18 protein-coding genes are annotated in these 20,448 nt (G+C 70.9%); 10 read left to right on the top strand and 8 right to left on the bottom strand.

The genetic code is table 11. From position 1 onward, the window contains the following. Positions 1-10 precede the first annotated feature (10 nt). From ASE10_RS08395 to ASE10_RS08380, 4 genes are all read left to right on the top strand, one after another. Positions 11-3,874: a translocation/assembly module TamB domain-containing protein gene (locus ASE10_RS08395; RefSeq protein WP_056304661.1), complete on the top strand. Its 3,864-nt coding sequence runs from the start codon at positions 11-13 to the stop codon at positions 3,872-3,874. A gap of 37 nt (positions 3,875-3,911) precedes the next feature. Next, on the top strand, positions 3,912-4,307 hold the full coding sequence (locus tag ASE10_RS08390) for a VOC family protein (protein ID WP_056304659.1): 396 nt from the start codon (positions 3,912-3,914) through the stop codon (positions 4,305-4,307). Position 4,308: 1 nt separating this feature from the next. Beyond that, the gene (locus tag ASE10_RS08385; RefSeq protein WP_055907306.1) at positions 4,309-4,623 is read left to right on the top strand and encodes a hypothetical protein; all 315 of its coding nucleotides are present in this window, start codon (positions 4,309-4,311) and stop codon (positions 4,621-4,623) included. Between the two features lie 251 nt (positions 4,624-4,874). After that, positions 4,875-5,387 carry a GNAT family N-acetyltransferase gene (locus ASE10_RS08380; protein WP_200949779.1) on the top strand — a complete coding sequence of 171 codons (513 nt, stop codon included), beginning with the start codon at positions 4,875-4,877 and terminating at the stop codon, positions 5,385-5,387. 4 nt (positions 5,388-5,391) lie between these two features. Here ASE10_RS08380 and ASE10_RS08375 read toward each other — a convergent pair whose 3' ends face one another. From ASE10_RS08375 to ASE10_RS08365, 3 genes are all read right to left on the bottom strand, one after another. Continuing rightward, positions 5,392-6,681: a sialidase family protein gene (locus tag ASE10_RS08375; RefSeq protein WP_056304655.1), complete on the bottom strand. Its 1,290-nt coding sequence runs from the start codon at positions 6,679-6,681 to the stop codon at positions 5,392-5,394. A gap of 138 nt (positions 6,682-6,819) precedes the next feature. Beyond that, complete coding sequence (gene mnmG / locus ASE10_RS08370) at positions 6,820-8,709, bottom strand: tRNA uridine-5-carboxymethylaminomethyl(34) synthesis enzyme MnmG (protein WP_056304653.1); 1,890 nt, start codon at positions 8,707-8,709, stop codon at positions 6,820-6,822. A gap of 517 nt (positions 8,710-9,226) precedes the next feature. Further along, positions 9,227-9,808, bottom strand: coding sequence for a hypothetical protein (locus ASE10_RS08365; RefSeq protein WP_055907298.1), 582 nt, complete (start codon positions 9,806-9,808; stop codon positions 9,227-9,229). A gap of 220 nt (positions 9,809-10,028) precedes the next feature. On the opposite strand from ASE10_RS08365, the gene ASE10_RS08360 reads away from it, so the two are divergent. The 6 genes from ASE10_RS08360 (at position 10,029) to ASE10_RS08335 (ending at position 16,008) form a co-directional block, all read left to right on the top strand. Further along, the gene (locus ASE10_RS08360) at positions 10,029-11,000 is read left to right on the top strand and encodes a DMT family transporter (RefSeq protein WP_056304651.1); all 972 of its coding nucleotides are present in this window, start codon (positions 10,029-10,031) and stop codon (positions 10,998-11,000) included. Between the two features lie 57 nt (positions 11,001-11,057). Beyond that, positions 11,058-12,023, top strand: a complete 966-nt coding sequence (locus tag ASE10_RS08355) for a pyridoxal-phosphate dependent enzyme (protein ID WP_056304649.1) — start codon at positions 11,058-11,060, stop codon at positions 12,021-12,023. A gap of 223 nt (positions 12,024-12,246) precedes the next feature. Then, the gene (locus tag ASE10_RS08350) at positions 12,247-13,008 is read left to right on the top strand and encodes a V4R domain-containing protein (RefSeq protein WP_162255261.1); all 762 of its coding nucleotides are present in this window, start codon (positions 12,247-12,249) and stop codon (positions 13,006-13,008) included. A 28-nt stretch (positions 13,009-13,036) separates the two neighbouring features. Next, positions 13,037-13,786, top strand: a complete 750-nt coding sequence (locus tag ASE10_RS08345) for an MHYT domain-containing protein (protein ID WP_055907286.1) — start codon at positions 13,037-13,039, stop codon at positions 13,784-13,786. Positions 13,787-13,965: 179 nt separating this feature from the next. Then, positions 13,966-14,391 (top strand): ketosteroid isomerase-related protein, encoded by a 426-nt coding sequence (locus ASE10_RS08340; protein WP_055907283.1) that lies wholly within the window; start codon positions 13,966-13,968, stop codon positions 14,389-14,391. Between the two features lie 93 nt (positions 14,392-14,484). Then, complete coding sequence (locus ASE10_RS08335) at positions 14,485-16,008, top strand: glycosyltransferase family 39 protein (protein WP_056304647.1); 1,524 nt, start codon at positions 14,485-14,487, stop codon at positions 16,006-16,008. A gap of 6 nt (positions 16,009-16,014) precedes the next feature. On the opposite strand, the gene ASE10_RS08330 is transcribed toward ASE10_RS08335, so the two are convergent. The 5 genes from ASE10_RS08330 to bioF form a co-directional block, all read right to left on the bottom strand. Further along, positions 16,015-17,007, bottom strand: coding sequence for a multidrug resistance efflux transporter family protein (locus ASE10_RS08330; RefSeq protein WP_056304645.1), 993 nt, complete (start codon positions 17,005-17,007; stop codon positions 16,015-16,017). Beyond that, positions 17,004-17,915: a malonyl-ACP O-methyltransferase BioC gene (bioC, locus tag ASE10_RS08325; protein WP_056304644.1), complete on the bottom strand. Its 912-nt coding sequence runs from the start codon at positions 17,913-17,915 to the stop codon at positions 17,004-17,006. Before bioC ends, ASE10_RS08330 begins: the two co-directional genes overlap by 4 nt. Positions 17,916-17,976: 61 nt before the next feature. Beyond that, positions 17,977-18,768: a pimeloyl-ACP methyl ester esterase BioH gene (gene bioH, locus ASE10_RS08320; RefSeq protein ID WP_055907271.1), complete on the bottom strand. Its 792-nt coding sequence runs from the start codon at positions 18,766-18,768 to the stop codon at positions 17,977-17,979. Between the two features lie 8 nt (positions 18,769-18,776). Continuing rightward, positions 18,777-19,211 (bottom strand): ACT domain-containing protein, encoded by a 435-nt coding sequence (locus ASE10_RS08315; protein WP_056304642.1) that lies wholly within the window; start codon positions 19,209-19,211, stop codon positions 18,777-18,779. Then, positions 19,208-20,446: an 8-amino-7-oxononanoate synthase gene (bioF, locus tag ASE10_RS08310; RefSeq protein WP_055907265.1), complete on the bottom strand. Its 1,239-nt coding sequence runs from the start codon at positions 20,444-20,446 to the stop codon at positions 19,208-19,210. Before bioF ends, ASE10_RS08315 begins: the two co-directional genes overlap by 4 nt. Positions 20,447-20,448: the final 2 nt, after the last annotated feature.

Below are 20,448 nucleotides of genomic sequence, written 5' to 3'. Positions count from 1 at the left end.
GCACACGGATATGAGCGACACGCCCAAGACCGCCGCAGAACTGCTCGCCGAGCGCCGCCAGCGCCGACGCGCGACCGCGCGCCGCTGGGCCTGGCGCAGCAGTTTCGTCGCCGGCGCGCTGACCCTGCTGATCGCGTTCGCCCTGTACTGGCTGCTGGCCACGGTCGGCGGGCGCAATGTGCTGCTGAACCAGATCAAGGCGCGCCTGCCCGAGAACGCGACTTTCACCTGGCGCGACGCCGACGGCCCCGCGTCCGGTCCGCTGACCCTGCGCGGCGTGCACTTCGCCTACGAAGGCATCGACTTCCGCGCCGAGCGCGTCTACCTCGACACCGATATCCGCCCGCTGCTGGGCCGCAAGCTGCGCCTGGACGCGCTGCAGGTCGAGGATGCCACCCTCGACGTGCCCAAGAGCAAGGAGCCCTTCAAGTTCCCGAGCTGGCCCGACGTGCTGCCCGACATCGCGCCGCCGCTGTCGCTGCAGGCCGACGACGTGCGCGTGGACCGCATGAAGATCAGCCAGGCCGGCGAGCACATCATCGACATCCGCAAGCTGCGCGGCGGCCTGGATGCGCAAACCGGCAAGCTCAAGGTCGAGAAGCTCAACGTCGACAGCGACCGCGCGCATATCACCCTGCACGGCGAGTACGCGCCGCGCGACGACTACCGCACCGACCTGGTCGCCACCGCGGTGCTGCCCGCGTCCGCCGGGCGCACGCCGCCGCGGCTGGGCCTGGTCGCGAAGGGCGATCTGGCGCGCATGGACGTCGCCGTGGCCGGCTACGCGCCCGGCCCGCTGCGCGCGAGCCTGACCCTGCGCGGCAAGGACGATCCGCGCTGGCAGTTACGCGCCAAGGCCGATGCGCTCGACATCGGCATGCTGCTTTCGCCCGACGCCGCCCCCAGCGAAACCCCGCTGGCGGCGCAGCTCGACCTGCACGGCGTCGGCGGCGCGGCCGAACTCAGCGGCCGTTTCGCGCAGGGCGATCTGCGCGCCGAGATCCTGCCGTCGAAGGTCAGACTGGAAGAACAGGTGCTGGACGTGCAGCCGCTGGCGCTGCGCATCTTCGACGGCACCGCGACCCTGCGCGGCCACGCCGACTTCACCGACGCGCAGAACGGCCGCTTCAAGTTCGCGGTCAATGCGCGCGGCCTGCGCTGGGGCGGCTCGGCGCCAGCGCCGAGCGCGAAGACGCCGCTGCCGCCGGCGGCCGCCACCACGGCGGCGATCGTCGCCGACGCCGACCTCGGCTTCGCCGGCACGGTCCAGGCCTGGGCCGCGATCGGCAAGGCGCGCATCGAGCGCGACAAGCAAGTCGCGACCGTGCGCTTCGACGGCCGCGGCAACGACCAGTGCATGACCCTCAACGCCCTGCAGGCGCAGATGCCGACCGGCCGCCTCGACGGCAAGGGCGACGTGGCCTGGGCGCCGAAGCTGGGCTGGAACTTCGACGCGATCCTGGCCGGTTTCGATCCGGGCTACTTCGCGCCCGACTGGAAGGGCGCGGTCAACGGCAAGCTGGTCACGCGCGGCGACACCCGCGCCGACGGCGGCCTGGAGATCGCGGTCGATGCCAGCCAGCTCGGCGGCCGCCTGCGCGACCGCCCCTTGCAGGGCCGCGGCCGCTTCCTGATGCACGGCGCCGCGACCGGCAAGAGCGACGACGCCTATGAAGGCGAGGTCGCGCTGTCGCTGGGCGGCAGCCGCATCGACGCCAAGGGCAAACTCGCGCAGACGATGGACGTGGACGCGAAGTTCTCGCCGTTGCAGCTCAACGACCTGCTGCCCGATACCGCCGGCAGCCTGCGCGGCACGCTCAAGCTCACCGGCGCGCGCGATGCGCCCAACGTCGATGCCGACCTCAGCGGCAGCGGCCTGAAGTACGGCGACTACCGCGCCGAGACCCTGCTGGCGAAGGGCAAGCTGCCCTGGCGCGGCCGCGGCGGTGCGATCGAAGTGCGCGCCAGCGGTCTGGACGTCGGCCTGCCGATGGACACGGTCGCGCTCGACGCGCGTGGCGCGGTCGAGTCGCTGCAACTGCAGGGCAACGCGCGCGGCGAGATCGGCACGCTCGAATTGTCCGGCCATGCCGACAAGCGCGGCGCGGGCTGGCAGGGCGCGTTGGCGAGCTTGCAGCTGGCGCCGAGCAAGGGCGCATCCTGGCGTTTGCAGCAGGCCGCGCAGTTCCGTTGGGACGGCAAGAACGGCGCGCTCAGCAATGCCTGCCTCGCCTCCAGCGGCGGCGGCTCGCTGTGCGCGAGCGCGGATTGGCCGCGACGCGGGCTGGACGTGAAGGGCCAGGGCCTGCCGCTGACGCTGGCGCAACCGTATCTGCCCGAACGCTCCGACAAGCGGCCGTGGCTGCTGCGCGGCGAAATCGCGGTCGACGGCGAACTGCATCCGGTCGGCAATGCCTGGCGCGGCCAGGCCACCGTGACCTCGGCCGGCGGCGGCATGAAGTTCAGCGAACGCTCGCGCCGCGAACCGGTGCGCTACAGCAACCTCAGCCTGCGTGCGACCTTCGACCCGCGCCGGATCGAAGCCGACCTGGGCGCAGTACTCAACGACGACGGCCGCATCGACGCGCGCATCGCCACCGGCTGGGACGCGTACTCGCCGCTGGACGGCGAGGTCGCGATCAACACCGACGAACTGACCTGGGTCGAACTGTTCTCGCCCGACATCGTCGATCCCAAGGGCAAGCTCGACGGCCGCATCAGCCTGAGCGGCACGCGCGATGCGCCGCGCCTGGGCGGACAGGCGCGGCTGAGCGAATTCAGCACCGAACTGCCGGCGCTGGCGATCGCACTGCAGAACGGCGACGTGCGCCTGGACGCGCAGCCCGACGGCAGCGCACGCATCGCCGGCAGCGTGCGTTCGGGCGAAGGCACGCTCAACATCGACGGCACCCTGGGCTGGCAGGGCGACGACACCCCGCTGGTGTTGAGCCTGCGCGGCAAGAACGTGCTGATGTCGGATACGCGCGACCTGCGCGCGATCGCCGACCCCGACCTGACCGTGCGCTACGCCGCCAGGCAACCGCTGCAGGTCACCGGCACGGTCACGATTCCTTCGGCGCGGATCGACCTGGAGCGTCTCGACCAGGGCGTGTCGGCGTCGCCGGACGTGGTCGTGCTCGATCCGGCCGATCCCGAAGACACCGGCAGTTCGCCGCTGGACCTGGACCTGACCCTGGCGCTGGGCGACGACGTCAAGCTCAACGGCTTCGGCCTGGACGGCAGCCTCGAAGGCCAGATGCGCGTGCGCGCGCGCCCCGGCCGCGAGATGACCGCGAGCGGCCGCCTCGATGTCGACGGCCGCTATCGCGCCTACGGCCAGAAGCTGCAGATCACCCGCGGCCACCTGGCCTGGTCGAACGGACCGGTGTCCGACCCCATCCTCGACATCCGCGCCGAACGCGAAGTCGGCCAAGTCACCGCCGGCGTCGACATCAGCGGCCGCGCCAGCGCGCCGCAGGCCAACGTCTGGTCGAACCCGGCCAGCTCGCAGTCCGAAGCCTTGGCCTACCTCGCGCTGGGCCGCCCGCTGTCCAGCGCCAGCGGCGACGAGAGCCGCCAGCTCAACGCCGCCAGCGCCGCGCTGTCGGCCGGCGGCAGCATGCTGGCCTCGCAGCTGGGCGCCAAGATCGGCCTGGACGATGCAGGCGTGATGGAAAGCCGCGCCCTCGGCGGCTCGGTGCTGGGCGTGGGCAAGTACCTGTCGCCGCGGCTGTACGTCGGCTACGGCGTGTCCCTGCTCGGCACCGGCCAGGTGCTGACGCTGAAGTACCTGCTGCGCAAAGGCTTCGACATCGAAATCGAGTCGAGCACGATAGAGAACCGCGCTTCGGTCAACTGGCGCAAGGAAAAGTAGGCGACCGGGCCGAGTCGCCGCAGTCGCAAGGCCGTCCATGTCCACGATCCTGCGCCACCACTACGTACTCGCGGTCCACGAGTTGCAGGCCTCCGTGCGCTTTTATGTCGAGGCGCTGGATTTCTCGGTCGTCGCCGAACATCCCGGCTGGGTGTTCGTGCGCAAGGACGACTGCATGATCATGCTCGGCGAATGCCCGGACGATCTGGCGCCGTCCGCGCTGGGCAGCCACGGCTACTACGCCTATCTGATGGTCGACGATGCCGATGGCTACCGCGCCCGCATCGAAGCCCACGCGCCCGGCGCCTGCGGCCCGGTCAAGGACCAGCCTTGGGGCATGCGCGAATTCGGACTGCGCACCGCCGACGGGCATCGGATCATGATTGGGCAGCAGATCGCGGGCGAGGTGCCCGCGTCAGGCGACGGGAGCTGACTTGATCATCACGCGGGGCTTGAAGTCCGGCTTCTACCGTCTGCTTTTCGGCGCCGGCGCGCTGGCCTGCGTGATCCTGGCGATGGCGGCTGCGGGGCGCAGCTTCGCGCTCGGTATTTATCTGGCACCGGTGTACGCGGCTTTTATCCTGGCGTTCGCGATCTTCGGACGGCCGCTCCGTTTCGGCTTCAGGCGGTCGAGGCCCAGCGTCGCCGGCTCGTACGTGGTCGCGCTGCTGTCCGTGCTGATCTCGGTCTTCGTGCTTTGGTTCGCTACGGACCCGGCCATCGTCGCCGGACTCCCCGCTTCGAGGTGAGCCCGCGCCAACTGCGCGCGCTGGCCGAGCGACCGGACACTCGCAGCAGCGTAACGATCGGACAGGTTCGATGGCGCGACGGAAGCACGCGTCCAGCCGGGCCGCATCGCTGGGATCGGCGTCGCGGTTCATCGCATAAGGACAGGCAAGGACTGGCGTCGAGCTTAGCCGAGCGGCGACACTGGGCGACATCGTATTTAGCGACATCCGTATCCGGCAACATCCATCGTGCAATCGGAGGGCAGTGCTGCGTGGTTACTGTGATCGAAACCGAACGCCTGACGCTGGTCGAACTGACGCCGACGGACGCGGCGTTCATCCTGGAACTGCTCAACGAACCTTCGTTCCTCGCCAACATCGGCGACCGTGGCGTGCACGATCTGGAAGGCGCGGCGCGCTACATCGAAGGCCAGGTCGCGAACTACGCCAAGCTCGGCTACGGCCTGTGGCTGGTGCGGCGCAAGGACGACGGCGCGGCCATGGGCTTGAGCGGCCTGGTGCGGCGCGTCACCCTGCCCGATGCCGACATCGGCTACGCCTTCCTGCCGCGCTACTGGGGCCGAGGGTATGCGGCCGAAGCCTGCGCCGCGGTGCTCGCGCATGCGGTCGGTCCGCTGGCGCTGCCGCGGGTGCTGGCGATCGTGTCGCCCGGCAACGGGGCCTCGACCAAGGTGCTGGACAAGATCGGCCTGGCTTATCAGCGCACCGTGCAGCTCGGCGACGACACCGAGGAGCTGTTGCTGTACGCCAGCGACGCGGCCTGAGCCTTCAGCGCGCGACGATCCGCGCGCCCTGCAGGCGTGGACGGCCGTCGACCACGTCGGTCCAGACCGCATAGGCCGCATCGCCGGACAGCGCGAGTTGCGGGAAACCGGTGGCGCGGCCGCGCCCCTGCAAGCGGGCGACTTCGATGCGCTGCGGTTCGCCCGACAGATCGGCGGCGTAGCGCGCCAGCTGCAGCGACTGTCCGTTCGCATCCTCGCGCAGCCACAGCAGCCAGACCGCATCCTCGCCCAGCGCGACATCGACGCGCCCTTGCAGTTGCGCGCCCTGGTCCAGCACCCGCGGCGCGGCGAAACTGTCGCCGGCATCCTCGCTGCGCGCGAGCTTGAGCGTGGGCACTTCGCCGGTCGCGGTGTACCAGGCCACCATGGCGCGCGATCCGCGCGCGGCCACCGCCGGCCCGTTGACCGGGCAGGCCGGCATGGTCCAGCGGTCGGCGTGCACCGGGCGCGGCGCGGTCCAGCCGGTGGCATCGCGGCGCGAGGCGGCGATGTCGCGGATTTCCTCGGCGCTGCGATCGCGATAGACCAGCAGCGCGCCGTGTTCGGTGAGTGCGACGTCGGTCTGGCAGCAGTCGCAGGTCATGCGGTCGAGTTCGAGCTCGTCGCTGCGCCGCAATTGCGAGTCGATCACCGCGCTGCGCAGCGTCATCGTGCCGCCGTGCGCATCGTGGCCGGCGTGCGCCTTGTCGGCGGGCGCGGCGGCGTTGCGGCGACCGTCCAGCCAGGCGATACCGAGGCGGTCGCGGGCGGCCGGCCACAACGAGACGAAACCGTGCTCGGTCGCGGTGCCGTCGTCGTTGACCAGGACCGGCGCGGACCAGGTCATGCCCTCGTCGCCGGAGCGCGCCAGGGCGACGTCGTAGGCATAGGGTGCGCTCGCCGACTTGCGCAGCCAATGCGCCCACAGCGCGCCGTCCTGCGTCGCCATCACGTGCGGCGTGTCGGCCCAATTGACGAACCAGTCGTCGCCGGCCGCGACCTGCGTCGGCGCCGACCAGGCCGCATGCGCGGCATCGCGCGATTGCGCCAGACGTAGCGCATGGCCGCTTTCGCGCGGCTCGATCCACAGCAACAGCAAACGGCCGTCGGGCGTCGCGAGCAGGTCCGGCTGCGCGGCGGCGGCCTCGACCGGCAAGCGCCAGGCGCTCGCGTCCAGCCGCACGGCCGGCGTCCGTGCCGCCACGATGTCCGACGTGGGCGGCGGCGCAGCGGCGCGCTCGCAGGCGGCCAGGCTCAGGACGAACGCGATCGCGAGGGCTAGGCTGGATTTCATCCCGGCAGGGTAATCCAGCCCGACGGGGTGCGCATGCGCCGGGCCGCGGGTGTCGGATCTTCGAAGCCGGTGCCCGATACGGCGACGCGTGGTTCCATGCGGCCGCCTATGCGGCCGCAGCGCGAACCGACCTGCGCCTCAGGCCACCCGCGAACGCCGCGCTCGCGTCAGGTGCACCAGCAACAGCGAGATCGCCGCCGGGGTCATGCCCGGGATGCGCTGGGCCTGGCCGACGGTCTGCGGACGCACGCGCTCCAGCTTCTGCTGCACCTCGGCCGACAATCCGTGCACGCCGGCGTAGTCGAAGCCGTCGGGAATCGCGGTGCCTTCGTTGCGCTGCTGGCGCGCGATCTCTTCCCGCTGGCGTTCGAGATATCCCGCGTACTTGACGCCGATCTCGACCTGCTCGGCCACCGCCGCATCGTCCACCGCCGGGCCCAGCGACGGCACCGAGGTCACTTGCGCGTAGTCGAGTTCGGGACGCTTGATCAGGTCCAGCGCGCTGGTCTCGCGGCTGAGCTCGATGCCCAACGTCTGCGTCACTTCGCGGCCCAGGGCGTTGTTGGGCGCGGCCCAGACCGCGGCCAGGCGCGCGCTCTCGCGCTCGATCGCCTCGCGCTTGCGCGCGAACGCGCTCCAGCGCGCGTCGTCGACCAGGCCGAGTTCGCGGCCGGTCGGGGTCAGGCGCAGGTCGGCGTTGTCCTCGCGCAGCTGCAGCCTGTACTCGGCGCGCGAGGTGAACATGCGGTAGGGCTCGCTGGTGCCGTGGGTGATCAGGTCGTCGACCAGCACGCCCAGGTAGGCCTGGTCGCGGCGCGGGCTCCAGCCTTCGGCGCCGCGCACCTGGCGCGCGGCGTTGGCGCCGGCGAGCAGGCCCTGCGCGGCGGCTTCCTCGTAACCGGTGGTGCCGTTGATCTGGCCGGCGAAGTACAGGCCGGCGACGGCCTTGGTTTCCAGCGTGGTCTTGAGGCCGCGCGGATCGAAGTAGTCGTACTCGATGGCGTAGCCGGCACGGGTGATGTGCGCGCGCTCGAAACCGCGAATGCTGCGCACCAGCTCCAGCTGCACGTCGAACGGCAGCGAGGTGGAGATGCCGTTGGGGTAGATCTCGGCCACGTCCAGGCCTTCGGGCTCGACGAAGATCTGGTGGCTGGCCTTCTCGGCGAAACGCACCACCTTGTCCTCGATCGAGGGGCAGTAGCGCGGTCCGGTGCCTTCGATCTGGCCGGTGTACAGCGGCGAACGGTCGAGCGCGCCGCGGATGATCTCGTGGGTGCGCTCGGAGGTGTGGGTGATCCAGCACGAGACCTGACGCGGGTGGTCGGCCTGGCTGCCGAGGAAGGACATCACCGGGCGCGGATCGTCGCCGGGTTGCTCCTCCATCACCGAGTAGTCGAGGCTGCGGCCGTCGATGCGCGGCGGCGTGCCGGTCTTGAGCCGGTCGACCACGAACGGGCCTTCGCGCAGGCGCGCGGCCAGGGCGATCGCGGGCGGGTCGCCGGCGCGGCCGGCGGCGTAGGTGGTCTGGCCGACATGGACCTTGCCGGCCAGGAAGGTGCCGGCGGTCAGCACCACCGCCTGCGCCTGAAAACGCAGGCCGGTCTGGGTGATCACCGCGCGCACGCGGCCGTCATCGAACTCGATGTCGTCGACCGCGGCCTGGAACAGGGTCAGGTTCGGCTGCGCTTCGACCGCGCGCCGGATGTAGCTGCGGTACAAGGCGCGGTCGGCCTGGCAGCGGGTCGCGCGCACGGCCGGACCCTTGCTGGCGTTGAGGCGGCGCCACTGGATGCCGGCGGCGTCGGCGGCGCGCGCCATGATGCCGCCGAGCGCGTCGATCTCCTTGACCAGGTGACCCTTGCCGATGCCGCCGATGGCCGGGTTGCAGCTCATCGCGCCGACGGTCTCGACCGAATGGGTGAGCAGCAGGGTGCGCGCACCGGCACGCGCCGAGGCCAGGGCGGCCTCGGTGCCGGCGTGGCCGCCGCCGACCACGATCACATCGTATTGGTAGAAAGAATCGGTCATCGCAGGGTCCGGCGCCGCGGGGCGGCGGGCGGAATTTTAGGGCATGGCGCCGGAGGGTGCGTCGGCGTCGAAACTTGGCACGGTTCCTGCGTCATAACTCATGCACCCAGCGGGGCAGGCGCTAGACGCCGGTCGGAATTGGAACAGGGGCTGGCCAAGCGCTCGCGGGGGAAGCAGGGGGCCGAATGTCGGGGGACATTCGGCCCCTTATTTTTTGCGCGATTCGCGCCGATTCTCAGCTATCCGGTGGGCCTGGCGCGTCGAACGCGCGGGGCGCAAAGCCTTGCGCCGTGGCCGGGAGAGGCGCCGACGCCCGACGGGGACGGAACAGGGGGGATCCGTGATTCCTCGCCGGGCGCCGACATAGTCAGGCTGTCTTACCGACTACGTCCAAATGCGACGCAGCCGGTCAATACCCGTAGATTGCGGTCAGTCCGGTCCCGATGCAATACCCTGAGATGTGACCGCAAACCCGCTATGGCAGCGGCGCTTGCGGCCCCCGGTACCGACGGCCGGTTTACTGCTCGTGGGTGGCCGGCCGGTGGTCGTTCCGGCTCTCGACGGCGCGACGGAAGGTCTGCTCCATGCGCGAGCCGCCTTCACGGCGCGGCGGGGCGCTCTGCTGGACCCGGGGCATCGGCTGCGACGGCACGTAGGTCGGCGGACGGTTGCCGTCGGCGTGCTGGCGGCGGATGCCGTCCAGATTGCGCCACGGCGAGCGGTCGTTGTCCGGCCGGCCCGGGGGCGGCGGGTTGGTCGGCTGGCCCGGATTGGTCACCACCGGCGGACGATGCGGGCGGTGCGGACGGTGGCCCGGGTAGCCGTAGCCGGGGTAATAGCCCGGATAACCGTAGCCATAGCCGTAGCGGCCCGGATAGCCGTAGCCATACGGATACGGGTAGCCGCCGCCGTAGCGGTAGCCGAAGCGGTAGGAATCGCCGTACGGGTAGTAGCCGCCGTAGGAACCGTAATAGCGGTACTCGGTGCTCGGCTGACCGTAGTAATAGTCGCCGCGCGCGCCGTCGCGATAGACGTAGTCGGGATAGCAGCCGGCCAACAGGACGGCGGCTACGACGGGCAGGATCAGTTTGCGGATCATGGCAGGACCCCCCAGGGTGTGCCGTCAGCTTCGGCCCGACGCATTGAACTCGGGCTTAACTCGGCGGGTTGCGGGACGACCCATCCTGACCGGTTCAGCCTCGCGCGACCAGTGTCGGCGGCCGAACCGACCGGACCCGCATTGCCGCTCGCGCGCACCGGTGCCAGCATGCCGGTCCGCGGGCGCGCATGCGGCCCCGTTCTCCGCTTTCGAGTCCCCCATGACCCTGCACCGTACCTCCGGCCATTGGCGGCTGGGCCTGCTGCTGACCCTGATCACCGCGGCGTGCTGGGCGACCCTGCCGATCGCGCTGAAGATCGTGCTGGAAACCCTGGACCCGATCACCCTGACCTGGTTCCGGTTCCTGGTCGCGGCGGGGTTCACCGGCGCCTGGCTCGGGATGCGCGGGCGCCTGGGCGGCTACCGCAGCCTCGGCCGGCGCGGCTGGGCGCTGCTGGCGACCGCCGCGGTGATGCTGATCGGCAACTACGTGCTGTATCTGCTGGGCGTGCAGTACACCTCGCCGGCCAATGCCCAGCTGTTGATCCAGCTGGCGCCCTTGCTGATGACCCTCGGCGGCATCTGGGTGTTCGGCGAGCGCTTCCGCGCCGCGCAGTGGCTGGGCCTGATGCTGTTGCTGGCCGGGCTGGGACTGTTCTTCCGCGACCAGCTGGTCCACGCCTGGGCGGCCGAGGCCGCGCCCGCCAGCGCGAGCCGCGCCGGCGGCTACGTGCTGGGTTCGGCCTTCGTGATCGTCGGCGCGGTGGTGTGGGCGCTGTACGCGCTGCTGCAGAAGCAGTTGCTGATGAAGCTGGGCTCGATGCAGATCCTGCTGTTCATCTATATCGCCGCCAGCGTCTTGCTGTTGCCGTTCGCGCAGCCCTCGACGCTGCTGAAACTGGACGGTTTCCATTGGGCGATGCTGGCCTACTGCGCGCTCAACACCATCGGCGCCTATGGCGCCTTCGCCGAGGCGCTGGCGCATTGGGAGGCCTCGCGGGTGTCGGCGATCCTGGCGACCACGCCGCTGCTGTGCATCGTCGCGGTGACCGTGGTGCACGCGTTCTGGCCGCAGATGCTGGCGCCGGAACGGATCTCCACGCTGGGCTGGATCGGCGCGGCCCTGGTGGTCGCGGGCTCGGCCGCGGTCAGCCTGCTCGGCCGGCGCGAGGCGGCTGACGAACGGGCATGAACGGCGCCGCGGCCGCGGCATGGAGTGCGACGCATCGGGTGCGTTAGTCTCGCGACAATGAGCGAACTTCCCCTGCCCGGTTTCAACGACGTGCTGGCCGCGGCCGCACGCATCGCCCCTCACGCCCACGCCACCCCGGTGCTGCGCTCGCGCTCGATCGACGCCCTGGCCGGCTGCGAGCTGCACTTCAAGGCCGAACACCTGCAACGGGTCGGCGCGTTCAAGTTCCGCGGCGCCTGCAATGCGGTGTGGTCCCTCTCGCAGGCCGAGGCGCTGCGCGGCGTGGTCACCCATTCTTCCGGCAACCACGGCGCGGCGCTGGCGCTGGCCGCGCGCACCCGCGGCATCGCCTGCCACGTGGTCGTGCCCGACGGCGCGGTCGCGGCCAAGCTGGCGGCGATCGAAGCCTACGGCGCCACCCTGCACCGCTGCGCGCCGAACATCGCCGCGCGCGAGGCCAAGTGCGCGCAGGTCCAGGCCGAGACCGGCGCCGAACTGGTCCATCCCTACACCGACGCGCGCGTGATCGCCGGGCAAGGCACGGCGGCGCTGGAACTGCTGACCGCCGTGCGCGGGTTGGACGCATTGATCGCGCCGGTCGGCGGCGGCGGCCTGGCCAGCGGCACCGCCATCGCCAGCGCCGCGGTATCGCCGTCGACGCGGTTGTTCGTGGCCGAACCGGCCGGCGCAGCCGAGACCTATGCTTCGCTGCGCGACGGCAAACGTATTACGGAGTTCGAACCGGACACGATCTGCGACGGATTGCGCGGCACCTTGGGCGCGCCGAATTTCGTCTTGCTGCAACGCTATGCCGTCGAAGCGCTGGTGGTCGACGACGCCGACACCGTGGCCGCGATGCGTTTGTTCCTGCAGCGCGCAAAACAAGCGCTGGAGCCCTCCGCAGCGGTCGCGCTGGCGGCGGTATTCGCGAACCGTTCGCGTTTCGCCGGGCAAAAAGTCGGCGTGATCCTGTCCGGCGGCAACGTCGATCCGGACGCGTTGGCGAGTCTGTTCGCGCGCTGACTGCAGCGTCGGTCGCAACGACTGGCATCGACGACGATGCCTTATGTTTTATTTGTGACATCCCTACCATTTTTTTGCGTATGCGACTGGCACGCTGAGCTACGCAGCGCACCCCACGGCGTTGATTCATTGAACGCCCGTGCGCGACGAGATCCGACCATTTCGTTCAAGCATGAACAACGTTTAGCCGAAGGGGTGGCTGATGGTGGATGTCGAGTTTCGGGTGGTCGCAGACCGCCGCGATGGGTTGTTGCTGGCCCTGGGCCAGACCGTGATCGCCGCGGGGTTCACCCTGCTGCGCCAGCGCATGGTCAACAGCGAAGAAGGCGTCGTCCTGACCATGGTGGTACGCGGCCCGGAAAACGGGCTGCTGATGCTCGAAGAGCGTCTGGGCACCCATCACCTGGTCAATAGTTTCGAGGCCTCGGCGATCGACGCCAGCGTCGCCAACACGGTCAGCGCGCCCGCGCCGGCCGCGCCCAAGGCCAATGGCGGGGCGCCGTCCAAGCCCGCCGGCGCCGCCGACGATGCCGCCACCGCGATGGACACGCGCCGGGTCGAGTCGCTGCTGCCGCAGCTCGCCCGCGACTACCCCAACATCTTCATCCAGTTGCTGGCCCTGGAACACGACCTGCCGCCGCCGCAACGCGAAGCCACCTTGCGCTACATCGGCCAGCGCGTCGGCGCCTGGGTCTACAAGCGCGACTACGCCCTGGGCGGCCACCTCGCCCTGGCCGACTCGGTCCGCCACATCGCATTGCCGGCCATGCGCCAGTTGGTCCAGGCCGAACTCCAAGAAGACACCCTGCGGATCAAGAACAGCCCCTTCTGCCATCGCGGCGAGCACGGCGCCTCCTGCCATTTCCTGCGCGGCATGCTCGGCGGCCTGCTCGGCGGACTCCACGGTGCCGAAGGAGTGCGTGTGGTCGAAAGCCATTGCCGCAACACCGGCGCGGAGACTTGCTGCTTCGAGTTCCACGCCTGAGTACGCCAACCACCACGGGGGACTACCCATGCCGCACGATCACGCCATCCAATGCCTACACGACCCGCTGCTGGTCGTGCTCTCTTACCTGGTTTCGGTGCTGGGCTCGTTCACCGCCCTGCAGCTCGCGATCGCGATCCCGGCCGCGCACGGCGCGCAACGCTGGCGCGCGATCTTCGCCGCCGGCGCGGCGATGGGCGGCGGTGCGATCTGGGCGATGCACTTCATCGCCATGCTGGCCTGCCAGATGAAGATTCCGGTGACGTACGACCTGACCATCACCATCGCCTCGGCGGTGATCGCGATCGTCTCGTGCATGGCCGGCCTGGCGATCGCCAGCGCCGGCGTATTCGGCTGGGGCAAATTGATCGTGGCCGGCATCTTCATGGGCCTGGGCGTGACCGGCATGCACTACAGCGGCATGGCGGCGATGCGCATGCCGGCCGACATCCACTACGACATGACCCTGGTCGCGGTTTCGGCGGCGATCGCGATCGTGGCTTCGATCGTGGCGCTGTGGCTGGCCTTCAACCTGCGCGGCTGGCTGCAGATGCTGGGCAGCGCGCTGGTGATGGGCGTAGCGGTGTGCGGCATGCACTACACCGGCATGCTCGCCGCCAGCTTCACGCCCAACCAGGCCGGCGCGGCCGCGCTGGCCGGCGGCATCAGCGGCGCCAACCTGGGCATGGGCATCTTCGCGGTGACCACGCTGCTGCTGGCCACGGTGCTGACCCTGAGCATGCTGCGCCAGCGCCAGCGTGCGATGGTACAGATCTGAGGTGCAGATCTAAGCTCCGCCTCGACCGCAGTCCGCGCCGAGGGCCCGCCATCGCGGGCCCTCGGTGTTTGCGGGCGCGTCCGACGCGGCCGATCGTGCGTTCTTCGACCGCGCTCACGTGGCCTGCGCACGGCGTGGGTATCATCGCCGCGACCCACGCCCGATCAGCCAGGCCCCCGATGAAGATAGACGGCACCCGCAGCCACGACCGCGCCACCGAGGTGGTGCTGGCCTACTACGCAGCCTTCAACCGTGGCGACTGGGACGGCATGCTCGCCCTGCTCTCCGACGATGTCGCCCACGACCTCAACCAGGGCCCGCGCGAAACCGGCCGCGCCGCGTTCGCTGAGTTCCTGCAACGCATGCAGGCCAGCTATCGCGAACAACTGCACGACATCGTGGTGCTGGTCTCGCCCGACGGCAGCCGCGCCGCGGCCGAGTACGTGGTCCACGGCCAATACCTGGCCAGCGACGCCGGCCTGCCGGAAGCGCGCGGGCAGAAGTACGTACTGCCCGGCGGCGCGTTCTTCGAATTGCGCGACGGCCGCATCCAGCGCGTGAGCAACTACTACAACCTGCAGGAATGGATCGCCCAGGTCAGCTGAGCGGCCGCCTCGGCGCCGCCGCGCCTGCGACCGATCCGTAACATCCGCTCCGCTAGGCTGTGGCGGTTTCCGACCGCCGCCCACGGCCCCCGTATGCTGCGACTCCCGCGTTCGCCCGCCTTCTGGATCGCCGCGCTCGCCTTGGCGCTGGCGTTGTGCTTTCTCGGCAGCCGCGGCATCTGGGATCCCGACGAAGGCCGCTACACCAACGTCGCGCTGAACATGCTCGACACCGGCGACTGGATCAATCCGCGCCGCAGCCACGAAGTCGCGCACTGGACCAAACCGCCGCTGACCTATTGGGCGATCGCGTCCAGCGTCGCCGCGTTCGGCCACCACGCCTGGGCCGCGCGGCTGCCGGCGGCGTTGGCCTATTTGCTCAGCGTATGGCTGGCCTGGCGGGTCGCGCGCAGGCTCGCACCGGGCGCGCAGGCCCAGGCCGCGACGATCTACGCGACCATGCCGTTCACGGTCGGCGCCTCGCAGTTGATCACCACCGACTACCTGCTGTCGGCCTGCACCGGGCTGGCGATGTGGGCCTACGTCGAAGCGCGCTTCGGCCCGGCCCTGGCCGAGCCCGCGCGCGAACGCCTGCGTGCGCGCAGCTGGATCGCGCTGATGTGGGTGGGCTTCGCGCTGGGTTTCCTGTGCAAGGGGCCGCCGGCGTTGCTGCTGTTGCTGCCGATCCTGGCCTTCAACCTGCTCGCGCCGGGCGGCTTCCGCATCCTGCAGTGGTCGGGCCTGCTGCTGTTCGTGCTGCTGGCCCTGCCCTGGTACGTGGCGGTGATCGCCAATCATCCGGGTCTGTTCCGTTACTTCATCGGCGACGAGGTGATGAACCGCGTCGCCACCAACGAGTTCGGCCGCCACGGCGAGTGGTACGGCTGGATCGAGGTCTACGCGCCTACGCTCCTGCTCGGCACCCTGCCGTGGACGCCGGCGCTGTGGCGCTGGGTGCGCGCGTTGCCGGCGACGCTGCGCGCCTGGCGCGAGCGCGGGCGGCGCACGGACGATGCGCCCGCCCTGCTGCTCGCGATCTGGCTGCTGTTGCCGCTGCTGGTGTTCTGCCTGGCGCAATCGCGCATGCCGCTGTACCTGCTGCCGCTGTTCCTGCCGCTGGCGGTGATCGCGGCCCGGCAGCGCCACGGCGAAGGCCGTGGCCTGCCGTCGTGGCCGCGGCTGGCGGCGCTGATCGCGGTCCTGCTCGCGCTCAAGCTAGCCGCGGTCTATTGGCCGACCCACAAGGACGCGTCGGCCTGGGCCGAGGCGATCCGGGCGCGCGCACCCGGCCCGGTGCGCGAGGTGGTGTTCGTCGAAGACATGGCGCGTTACGGCCTGCACCTGCACCTGGATACCGAGATCGAGAAGATCTCGCTGGAACCTGTCGCCGGCGCGCGCTTCAACCCGGAGTTCGACGAATCGCTGGCGCAGGAACTGGCCGAGCACGAGCCGGGCGCCGTCTGGATCTGCAAACAGGCGGCGTGGCCGCAACTGCGAACGCGCATCGCCATGCTGGGCCATCGCGCGACCGAGCTGGGCACGCCGTACGAGCGCCGGGTGATCTTCCAGGTCGAATTCGCGCCGCGCCTGGCGGAGCCGGCGGCGCCGCCGCACTGACGCGGCTCAGGCGCCGCGGTCGCTGCGCAGTTCCTTGGTGCGGTGATCGTCGCCGGCCGCGGTGCGTGCGGCGACCAGACTGAAGGCGACGATGCCGGCGATCACGATCAAAGCGCCGATCAGGCTGCGTCCCTGCGGCCAGGCTTCGCTCAGCCAAAGCGCGCCGATCGAGGTCGCGAACAGAATCTCCGCGGCCTGCATCGCTTCGGCCGCGGCCAGCGCGGTCGGGTCGTTGCGGACCATGCCGGTGGCCTGGAAGAACAGCACGGTCGCGATCACGCCCGCGCCCAGCGCCACACCGGCGGCCAGCCACAGCTGTCCGGCCGAAGGCGCGCCGGCCTGAGCGAATGCATACGCCGCGACCGCAAGCCACAGCGGCTGGCTGGCCAGGGTCATGCCGAACACGCGTTGGGTCGCGTTCAATTCGATCCCGCTGCGCTCCAGATGCAACAGCAGACCGCGATTGCCCAGGGGATAGGCGAACGCCGACACCGCCACGCAGATCAACGCGATCCAACCTTCGCGATCCAAGCGGCCGCCGCCGTGGCCGAACTGCATCAGCAGCACGCCCACCACCACCACCGCACCGACCAGCAGCGCCGGCAGCGGAATCCGCGCGCGCTGGTCGCGGTACAGGAACGGCGCGCACAGCATGCCGGCGATGACGGTGAGCTGGAACGTGCCCGCGACTAGCCATGAGGGCCCGCTCGCCGCGGCCCAACTCAGGCAGACGTAGAACAGCCCGAAACCCACTCCGCTCCAGACCAGCCACGGCCCCGGATGCGCGCGGATCGCGCGCCACACCGGCGCCGCGCCGCCCTGCATCGGCATCACCACCAGCAGCAGCGGCAGCGTGATCAGGTAGCGCAGCGACGCCGTCCACGCCCAGTGCCCGCCGCCGACCGCGGCCGCGCGGTTGAGCACGTAGGTGCAGGTGAAGAAGAACGCGGACGCCAGCGCGATCGCGACGGCGGCCAGGGCGAGACGGCGTGCGCTCACGTGCGTCTCCGGATCGGAATCTTCGCCACCGGCACCTGCACTTCGTCGATGCCGCCGACGCGGATCGGCGTGCCCGGCTGCGGGCCCCAGGCGTGGGCATAGACCACTTCCCAGGTCGCGGGCAGGCGGCCGTCGTCGCCGCCGCGCAGCGCTTCGTAGGCCTGCGCCGCGCGGGCGAAACGGGCGCGGCCGGTCAGGCTGCGGCGGCGCTCGCGCATGGCGTTGGTCGCGCCCAGGGTGCGCAGCTCGCGCATCAGATCGCCCAGATCGTCGTGCTTGAGGGTGAACTCGTCGCGGTCCAGCACCGGGTCCTTGAAGCCGGCCGCGATCAAGGCGTCGCCGAACTGCGCGATCGACGGGAACAGGCTCACGTGCGGCGTGTTGTCGGCTTCGGCGAACGCGCCGCGCAGCTCGAACAAGGTGTCCGGGCCGAAGGTCGATACCAGCAGCAGGCCGCCGGGCTTGAGCACGCGGCGGAAACCGGCGAACACCGCCGGCAGGTCCTCGACCCATTGCAGGCACAGATTGGAATACAGCACGTCGACGCTGGCATCGCGCAGCGGCAGCGCGCGCGCGTCGGCGCAGACCGCATCGGGCCGACGCGCGCCGCCGAGGAAACGCGGCAGACCGCCGCCACCGGCGTTGTGGCGGGTTTCCTGCAGCATCGGCAGGGCCAGGTCGAGCGCGATCAGCTGCGCGCGCGGCCAGCGCTTCTGCATCGCGATCGCGGCGTGGCCGGGACCGCAGCCGATATCGACCACGACCTCGGGCGCGCGGTCGTCCAGATAATCCAGGGTTTCGGACAGGCGTGCGCCGACTTCGCGCTGCAGCGCGGCGGCGCCGTCGTAGCCGTGCGCGGCACGCGAGAAGGCGCGGCGTACCTGGCGGTGGTCGAACAGATCGGTCATCGGTAAGGCGGATTCGATGGCAGGCGCTCGTCGTGGGCGCGACGGGCGCGTAGTGGGGGAATTAAAGCGATGCCTCGGCGGCGCTCTGCGGCGGCAGGGCCGAGGCGAATTCGTCGATCAGCTGGGCGACCTGCTCGGCCGCGCTCAGGAACGGGGCGTGGCCGGCGCGGTCGAGCACGACGCTGCGTGCCTGGGGCGCGAGCGCGGCCGCGGCCGGCATCGCGCCGGCGGGCACCAGGCGGTCGCGACGTCCGGAGATCCACAGGCTGGGCACGGCCAACCGCGGCAACTCGGCGCGCACGTCGATCGTATCGAGCAGGCGCAGGCCTTCCTGCAACGCATGCTCGGCCGGCTCGCCGCGCTCGAAGGCCTGGCTGCGTAGCTTGCGCAACTCGTCTTGAGCGCTGGCCGAGCCCAGGGCCTCCAGCGCCAGGAAACCTTCGAGCGTGCCGCGAAAATCGCGCTTCAGAGCGTCGCCGAAATCGCGGAACAGGCTGGGCGAGACGCCGTGCGGCCAGTCGGCGCCGGTCACGAAGCGCGGCGAGGACGCGATCATCACCAGCCCGCGCACCCGCTGCGGATGGTCGAGCGCCGCGCGCAGCGCGAACTGCCCGCCCAGCGACCAGCCCAGCCAGACCGCATCGGGGATGCGCGCGACCAGTTCGCTCGCGATCGGCGCGGGGTCCAGCGGCGTGCGGTCTTCGCGTGCATGGCCGTGGCCCGGCAGGTCGATCAGGTGCAGGGTGTAATCGTCGGCCAGGCGCTCGACCAGCGACGCGAACAGCCCGCCATGCATGGCCCAGCCGTGGATCAGCGCCAGCGAGGGTCCGCTGCCGAGGGTCTGCGCGTACATGGCCGCCCTCAGCGCGCGTCGGCCGGGCGCCGCAGCGCGGCCAGGGCCGCGACCGCGTCGGCGGCGCGTTCGGCCGGCACCAGCAGATGGTCGTGATGCAGACCGGCGATCACGTTGCAGGCGATGCCGCGTTCGCTCAGCGCGCTCGACACCGCAGCGGTCAGGCCGACCGCGTCCAGCGCCGAATGCACGGTCAGGCTCAGCCAGGCGGCGACGAAACCGTAGTCGAGCGCATGCGCATCGGCGTCGGCGCGCGCGAGCACGTAGCTGGCGCCTTCGTCCTCGCGCACGCTGGCGTGGGCGAGCGCGGCCAGGGCGGGATCGTGTTGCGGGCTGGCGACGAACACGTATTCGCCCGCGCGTTGCGCGACCTCGAGACTGGCGAGCATCTGCGCCAGGTCGCGTTGGGCGGCCGGACGCGCGGCGGCGGGCGCCGCGGTCATGGTGCGGGCGTGGCGCGCAGCCCGGCCGTCGTCGTCGCGGCGGCCGGTTCGCGCGCCAGGCCGACGCGTTCGGCGGCGCGCGCCAGCGCATCGAGCAGGCCGTCGACATCGGCCGGCGTATGCAGCGCCGACAGGGTCACGCGCAAGCGGGCGCGGCCTTCGGGCACGGTCGGCGGGCGGATCGCCGCGACCCAGTAGCCGCTCTCTTCCAGCGAACGCGCCATCGCGATCGCGCGCGCGTCGTCGCCGCAGACCACCGGCTGGATCGGCGTGGTCGAGGGCTGCAGTTCCAGGCCGAGTTTGCGCCCGCCTTCGCGGAAGCGCTGGACCAGTTCGCCGAGCTTTTCGCGGCGCCAGTGTTCGTGCCGCGCCAGCTTGACCGCGGCCAGGGTCGCCGCGGCCTGCGCCGGCGGCAGCGCGGTGGTGTAGACGTGGCTGCGCGCGGTTTCGGCGAGATGGCCGATCAGGTCGGCGTCGCCGTGCAGCGCGGCGCCGTAGCTGCCGAGCGCTTTGCCGAAGGTCGCCAGCTGCAGCGGCACTTCGCGCACCGACAGTTTGACCGCCGCGACCGCGCCGCGGCCGTCGGGACCGAGTACGCCCACGCCGTGGGCGTCGTCGACGTACAGCAGCGCTTTCTGCGCGCGCGCGATCAGGGCCAGGTCGCGCAGCGGCGCGATGTCGCCGTCCATGCTGAAGACGCCGTCGCTGGCCAGCATCGCCATGCCTTCGGGCACGCTGCGCAGCTGGCGGATCGCGCCTTCGGCATCGGCGTGCGGATAGCGGCGCAGGCGGCAGCCGGCCAGGCGCGCGGCGTCGATCAGGCTGGCGTGGTTGAGCCGGTCCTGGACGCAGACGTCGTCCTCGCCGAGCAGGCCCTGGACCGCGGCCAGATTGGCCAGGAAACCGCTGCCGAACAGCAGCGCGCGCGGCGAGCCCAGCCAATCGGCGATCTCGCGCTCGAGCGCTTCGTGGATGGCGTGGTGGCCGCAGACCAGGTGCGAAGCGACGCCGCCGGCGCCCTCGCGCGAGGCCGCGTCCTGCAGCGCGCCGACCACGGCAAAGTGCTGGGAAAGGCCGAGGTAGTCGTTACCGCAGAAATTGAGCAGCTTGCGCCCGTCGACTTCGCAGCGCGCGCCGTCGCGGTGCGCGACCGTGCGCATGACGCGGGTGCGCGAGGTCGCCTCGCGCTGTTCGCGCGCGGCGGCGATGCGTTCGGGCCATTGCGCTCGTTGCATGG

The sequence above is a fragment of the Lysobacter sp. Root76 genome, from assembly GCF_001428685.1.
Taxonomy (GTDB): domain Bacteria; phylum Pseudomonadota; class Gammaproteobacteria; order Xanthomonadales; family Xanthomonadaceae; genus Lysobacter.
This window is presented reverse-complemented; position numbering and strand designations above follow the sequence as displayed.

What these genes read in the sequence shown, in the direction of transcription:
- ASE10_RS08395 (WP_056304661.1), top strand. Translation starts at nt 11, where the DNA reads ATGAGCGACACGCCCAAGACCGCCGCAGAACTGCTCGCCGAGCGCCGC.
- ASE10_RS08390 (WP_056304659.1), top strand. Translation starts at nt 3,912, where the DNA reads ATGTCCACGATCCTGCGCCACCACTACGTACTCGCGGTCCACGAGTTG.
- ASE10_RS08375 (WP_056304655.1), bottom strand. Translation starts at nt 6,681, where the DNA reads ATGAAATCCAGCCTAGCCCTCGCGATCGCGTTCGTCCTGAGCCTGGCC.
- mnmG (WP_056304653.1), bottom strand. Translation starts at nt 8,709, where the DNA reads ATGACCGATTCTTTCTACCAATACGATGTGATCGTGGTCGGCGGCGGC.
- ASE10_RS08365 (WP_055907298.1), bottom strand. Translation starts at nt 9,808, where the DNA reads ATGATCCGCAAACTGATCCTGCCCGTCGTAGCCGCCGTCCTGTTGGCC.
- ASE10_RS08360 (WP_056304651.1), top strand. Translation starts at nt 10,029, where the DNA reads ATGACCCTGCACCGTACCTCCGGCCATTGGCGGCTGGGCCTGCTGCTG.
- ASE10_RS08355 (WP_056304649.1), top strand. Translation starts at nt 11,058, where the DNA reads ATGAGCGAACTTCCCCTGCCCGGTTTCAACGACGTGCTGGCCGCGGCC.
- ASE10_RS08345 (WP_055907286.1), top strand. Translation starts at nt 13,037, where the DNA reads ATGCCGCACGATCACGCCATCCAATGCCTACACGACCCGCTGCTGGTC.
- ASE10_RS08340 (WP_055907283.1), top strand. Translation starts at nt 13,966, where the DNA reads ATGAAGATAGACGGCACCCGCAGCCACGACCGCGCCACCGAGGTGGTG.
- ASE10_RS08335 (WP_056304647.1), top strand. Translation starts at nt 14,485, where the DNA reads ATGCTGCGACTCCCGCGTTCGCCCGCCTTCTGGATCGCCGCGCTCGCC.
- bioC (WP_056304644.1), bottom strand. Translation starts at nt 17,915, where the DNA reads ATGACCGATCTGTTCGACCACCGCCAGGTACGCCGCGCCTTCTCGCGT.
- bioH (WP_055907271.1), bottom strand. Translation starts at nt 18,768, where the DNA reads ATGTACGCGCAGACCCTCGGCAGCGGACCCTCGCTGGCGCTGATCCAC.
- ASE10_RS08315 (WP_056304642.1), bottom strand. Translation starts at nt 19,211, where the DNA reads ATGACCGCGGCGCCCGCCGCCGCGCGTCCGGCCGCCCAACGCGACCTG.
- bioF (WP_055907265.1), bottom strand. Translation starts at nt 20,446, where the DNA reads ATGCAACGAGCGCAATGGCCCGAACGCATCGCCGCCGCGCGCGAACAG.